This is a genomic window from Acidimicrobiales bacterium, from assembly GCA_036273495.1.
Classification (GTDB): Bacteria; Actinomycetota; Acidimicrobiia; order Acidimicrobiales; family JAJPHE01; genus DASSEU01.
Window position 1 is genome coordinate 1 of sequence record DASUHN010000135.1, and the last position, 4347, is coordinate 4347.

Annotated in this window: 4 protein-coding genes; 2 read left to right on the forward strand and 2 right to left on the reverse strand. The window is 74.3% G+C overall.

From position 1 onward, the window contains the following. Window positions 1-217: 217 nt before the first annotated feature. Entirely contained in the window at window positions 218-940 is a 723-nt protein-coding gene (locus VFW24_05805; GenBank protein ID HEX5266268.1) for a hypothetical protein, read from the reverse strand. A gap of 23 nt (window positions 941-963) precedes the next feature. Beyond that, a complete protein-coding gene (locus VFW24_05810; protein HEX5266269.1) occupies window positions 964-2082 on the reverse strand; it encodes a hypothetical protein in 1119 nt (372 codons plus the stop codon). A gap of 207 nt (window positions 2083-2289) precedes the next feature. Here VFW24_05810 and VFW24_05815 point away from each other — a divergent pair, with 207 nt between their 5' ends. Further along, the gene (locus VFW24_05815) at window positions 2290-2994 is read left to right on the forward strand and encodes an SAF domain-containing protein (protein ID HEX5266270.1); all 705 of its coding nucleotides are present in this window, start codon (window positions 2290-2292) and stop codon (window positions 2992-2994) included. Further along, a complete protein-coding gene (locus VFW24_05820; protein ID HEX5266271.1) occupies window positions 2991-4346 on the forward strand; it encodes a hypothetical protein in 1356 nt (451 codons plus the stop codon). The genes VFW24_05815 and VFW24_05820 overlap by 4 nt, the downstream gene beginning before the upstream one ends. The last annotated feature ends 1 nt before the right edge of the window (window position 4347 follow it).

The window sequence follows — 4347 nt, forward strand, 5'->3', positions numbered from 1 at the left end:
CATCCACCCGCCCTTGAAGGCCGAGCCGGGCCGGAAGTGGTACCCGATCACGAGCAGCACGGCGAGGCCCCGCAGCCCGTCCAGGGCGGGGATGGGGCGCAGCAGGCGAACCGGGGAGCGAGGCTCCCCCAACTCGGGACCCACCGCGGTCGCGTCACGCCAGACGGAGGCGGCCATCGGTGGCCGCTGTCTACCCACGGGCCAGATCGGTTATTCCCTACTCCTGGTAGGGGGGCAGATCCAGCACCTCGTCCGGGTGGATGAGGTCCGGGTCGGGACGGGGGTTGTCCCGCACCAGCGCCACCCAGTACCCGGCCACCTGGGCCGGGGTGGCGCCCCGGGACCCGGCCACCGCCTCTGCGATCGACCACAGGCTCTGGCCTCCCCGCACGACCCAGGCGGTCGGTCCCGCCGGCTCCCGGCGGGGCGGGATGGACGCAGCCGGGATGGACGCAGCCGGGAGGGACGGCGCCGGCGAGGGCGTCCTCGCCGGAAGACCGGTGCCCGGCTGCCCCATGGTCATCGTCACCGTCGGCGGCGTGATCGCCGGACGCACAGACGAGCGCGCTCCCGCGCCCGCAGGTGATCGGGCGCATCCCGCCGCCGCCACGCCGAGGAGGAGGGCCGCGGCCGCCAGCACCGGTCGCGGCACCACATGATGCAGCGTGCGTGCCGCGGCCCGCACCGCCCGCAGGGAGCCGCGCGCCGTCTCCGCCCCGCCCGCCGCGGTGTCCGTCACCACCACCGCCACGATGGCCAGAGCCAGCCATCCGGTGAGCGCCACGGTTGCCAGCCGGAGCACGGTCACCAGCGCCGTGAGCGGATCAGCGGTGTGGAGCCAGGCGCTCCACCTCCGGGGGGCGAGCAGCGGGGGCGCCGGCAGAGCGTGGGCCAGCGGTCCGGTCAGTGCCCAAGCCGAGGCGCCCACGACCAGAGCCACCGCGGCGAGACGCGAGCGCTGTCTCATCTGACCACCACGACGCGTTCGCAACCATTCACTGCAGCCGTCCGCGCCGTACCGTCGCGTACTCCGGTTTCGACTGCCGGCGCGCTGGTGACCGGCCGCTCACCGGAGGGCCAGGCCGAGAGGTAGAAAACCTCCCCGGTGCCCGGGCGGTACAGAGCGGGAAGCTCCCGGCGGGCGCAGGTCCAGTGTCCGACGAGCAGCACGTCACCGGGGCGGCCGAGGGAGAAGCGTACGGGCACCCCTTGCGGCGACACGGTGGAGATCACTCCGGCCCTCCAGACCATCGGCTCCGCGCATCCCGTACCGCTCATGTCCACGGCGTAGTACGTGGCACCGGCAGCGTCGGGGAGCGAGACGGTGGCGCACCGGGTGAGCGGCCAAGGCGCCGGCTGGCCTGTCCGGCTCGCGACGATGGCAGGACTGCGGGCGGCAGGACGCGCCGTCCCGAGGACGCCGGGCACCATCACGGCGGCGACGACCGGCACGAGAGCGAGCACGCCGGCCGTCCACCCGAGGCGCCCGTTCACCCGGAACGTCATTCGTCGGCGAGGGTGCCGGTGCCCGTTCTTCGAAGCCTTCGCGCCGCCCCCGTCCCGGGGTGCAGCTTCCTCCATCTGGCGCAAGAGGGTGCTCAGGTCCCGCCGGTCTCCTTCGACCGAGGCGACACCCACGGCTCCCCGGGTGCCGAGCCCCGCCAGCCCGGCGTCGAGGAGATGGACTTCACCGCCGGCCGTCACGCGCACGTTGGAATCCGACAGCGCGCCGTGCGCCAGGCCGGCTGCGTGGAGCTCCGCAACGGCGCGCCGGACGTCGGCGCACACCCCGGACCCGAGAGTTGCAGCCGCTTCCACCGGGAGCAGGCCGTCGACGAACGGATAGACCACCCACAGGTCCCCGTCCCTGGCCTCCGTGTCCGCCGGGGCCACGCACCCGGGGACCGCGCCGATCAGGGCGGCCGCCTCGGCCGCTTCCGCCGCCGCCGGGGCCAGCCCGGCGAGGCGCTTCACGACCAGGCGCTCGCCACCGGGCCCCTCGACGGCCCAGGTCGGACCCAGCCGGCCCTGGCCGAGCAGCTCACGGGGTTTCCCCGCTGGACAGAGTGCATCGAGAAACATTGAAATACACGAAATAACATACCAAGGGCCGATAAACAAGAGGTATTGCGCAAATAGCACACATCGACAAAAATGGTCACCGTCGGTGGTAGGGGCCGAGTGCAGCTGGGGGAGGCGGGGGTGGCACTGCGGGGAGCGCGGAGCGCACCAGGTCCGGTGGGCAATGGGGCGCCCAGCGGAAACGGGACCGCGGGTCTCGGTGTCGGGTTGTGGGCGGCGGACGGGCACGAGGGCGGGGCGCTCCGGGTGGTGCGCCGCCGCCGGGCGCCGCTCAACTCCCGGGCCCTGCTCGGCGGCCTGCTGGTGGCGGTGGCGGGAGTGGGGCTGTTCGCCGCCTACACCCAGGCAGGTGCGGATCACTCCCTCGCCTATGTGGTGGCGGGCCACGACCTGGTGCCGGGCGAGCGGATCAGCACCGCCGACCTCACCACGCGCCGAATGGTGCTTCCGGCGGACCTGGCGGGATCGTTCGCGTTCCGGGACGCGGCCCGGCTGAACGGCGCCGTGATGGTGGCTCCGTTGCGCTCCGGCGAGCTGCTCCAGGCGAGCGACGTGGTGGCGCCGGCCGATGCGCCGGCTCTGCAGGAGGTGTCGTTTCCCATCGATCCCTCGCGAGCGGTGGGGGGCACGCTGCAGGCGGGTGAGACGGTCGCGGTGGTGGCGACCTACGGGACGGGGGCCCAGGCGGTCACCGAGGTCGTCGTGCCGCTGGCCGAGGTGGTCTCGGTGAACGACAGCGGAGGAGCGTTCGGCTCGCGCTCCTCCGAGACGGTCACGCTCGGCCTGTCCAGCGCCAACGACGTCCTCGCCGTCACCAACGCCGCCGACGCCGGACAGGTCGAGCTGGTCCGGACGCAGACCCCGGCCAGCGGGACCCAGCCGTTCCACCCGAGCGGATCCCCGGCCCCATGAGGCGCGGTGCGGACCGGTTCGTCCTGGTGGGGCTGGCCACCGCCCGGAGCACCTGGCTGGCGCGGCTCTCCCACTGGGTGACCTCGGGATCGCTGCCCGCCGAGCTGGTGCGCTGCCTCACCGTCGAGGAGTTCCGCGCCACCCTGCGGGCCCGGCGGGTGTCGGTGGCATTGGTCGACGAGATGTCGCGTCATGCCGACCGGGACCTTCTCGGAGCGGTACGCGGCGCGGGCGGCACCGCGATCGTGGTCGTGGGGTCCCAGCCCCGGCGGGACTGGTTGGCGCTCGGCGCCGATGCGTGCCTCACCGACGACTTCGAGCTCGCCACGCTCTCCGAACTGCTGCGGACCCGCGCCCTGCCGGTCGGCGCTTCCGAGGGGGCGGCCGACCTGGCCTCCGTCGAGCCGACACAACCGGCAGGACGGCTCGTCGCAGTCTGTGGGCCCGGCGGCACGGGAGCGTCGACGGTCGCATGTGCGCTGGCCCAGGGCCTGGCGGGCGGCGGCGGGCGGGACCGGGTGGGTGATGGCACCCGGGGCAGGGCACGGGTGCGGGCCGCAGTCACCCGGGAAGCGGTGGCCCTCGTCGACCTGGCTCTGAACGGGGAGCTGGCCGTGCTGCACGGCGCGGCGGCGACCGGGGCCGGGTTGCCCGGCCTGGTCGAAGCCCATCGCCGGGGTGGGTTGGACCCGGCCGCTCTCGACGGGTTCCTCCTGGCCGTCGAGGAGCGCTCGTACCTGCTCGTCACCGGACTGCGGAGGAGGCGCGGCTGGGCCACCATGCGGCCGCGTGCCCTCCAGGCCGCCATCGACGGGCTCCTCGGACGCTTCGCCTGGGTCGTGGCCGACACCGACAGCGATGCCGAGGGGGAGCCGGACAGCGGCTCGCTCGACGTCGAGGAGCGCAACGCCATGTCCAGGTGCGCGCTGGCCCGGGCGGCCGCCGTGGTGGTCGTCGGCCAGCCGGGGGTGAAGGGCGTCTACTCCCTGGTCCGCACCGTCGAGGACCTGGTCGAGTTCGGCGTGGTGCCCGAGCGGGTCGTCCCGGTTGTCAACCGCTGCAGGTCGGGGCGCACGCAACGGTCCGAGGTCGCTGCCGCCCTGGCCGAGCTGGTGCCGACGGGCACGGGGCATCCGGCCGTCCATCTGCCCGAACGTGAGGTGGAGGCGGCGCTGGTCGACGCCGCCCGGTTGCCCGGATGGCTCGTCGACCCGGTTACCGCAGCAGTGGGCGCCGTCGTCGCCGGCGCCGGCGGAGCGGGCCGGCCCCGGGACGCCGACGACGCACCAGAGCAGGTCGAGCCCGGCTCGCTCGCCTACTGGGGCAAGGCGGAAGGGGCGCTGCCGGCATGAA